The 936-nt window shown below is 54.6% G+C and carries 1 protein-coding gene; it reads right to left on the bottom strand.

Translation table 11 applies throughout. The features are described 5' to 3' along the window. The coding region (locus ACXAGX_RS20470; RefSeq protein WP_474840695.1) for an Ig-like domain-containing protein at positions 1-936 on the bottom strand (936 nt) is incomplete at both ends.

The raw sequence follows: 936 nt of genomic DNA, 5'->3' as shown, positions 1-936 counted from the left end.
CATCGGCACTGAATGAACCGTCTGGCTGTACCGTTGCCGTGAAGGTTTGGGCATCACCGTTAGCATCGGTCACTGTGATGGACACGGTTTCACCGACTGGTAAATCCGTGCTACCTGAAACAGTAGGCGTAGCGTCATTACCTGTTGTCTGTGCGTCCAGCGTAATGGTTGGCGCAGCGGTATCGATTTCACCGTTGTTGTCGGTGGCCGTTGTGGCATTGCCCGCGGCATCGGTTGCGGTTGCTTCAACCGTATAGGCACCGTCGGCCAAATCCGCTGGAACGTCTGCGCTGAACGAACCGTCAGGTTGTACGGTAGCCATGAAGGTCTGTGCATCACCGTTTGAATCGGTCACTGTGATCGACACGGTTTCACCTACTGGCAGATCTATGCTTCCAGAAACCGTCGGCGTCGCATCGTTGCCGGTTGTATGCGCGTCTAACGTTACCGTTGGCGCAGTTGTATCAACTTCACCGCCAACTTCCGTTGTTGTTGCTGTATTTCCAGAAGCATCGGTGGCGGTGGCTTCTACCGTGTAAGCGCCTTCAGCTAGAGCAGTAGGTACATCGGCGCTGAATGTTCCGTCAGGTTGCACGGTCGCCGTGAAGGTTTGTGCATCACCATTAGCATCCGTCACCGTGATTGAGACGGTGTCACCGGCTGGAAGATCGGTGCTTCCAGAGATAGTCGGCGTCGTGTCGGTATCAGGGGATTGTGGCTCTAACGTGAGCGTTGGCGCTGCAGTATTTAATACTCCACCATTATCTGTAGTAGACGTTGTATTTCCTGCTGCATCCGTGGCAGTCGCTTCAACGGTATAGGCACCTTCTGCGATATCTGCTGGCACATCGGCACTGAACGAGCCATCAGGCTGTACGGTTGCCGTGAAGGTTTGGGCGTCACCGTTTGAGTCGGTCACCGTGATCGATACCGTTT

The organism is Alteromonas sp. ABV4_515 (genome assembly GCF_056160345.1).
This window is presented reverse-complemented; position numbering and strand designations above follow the sequence as displayed.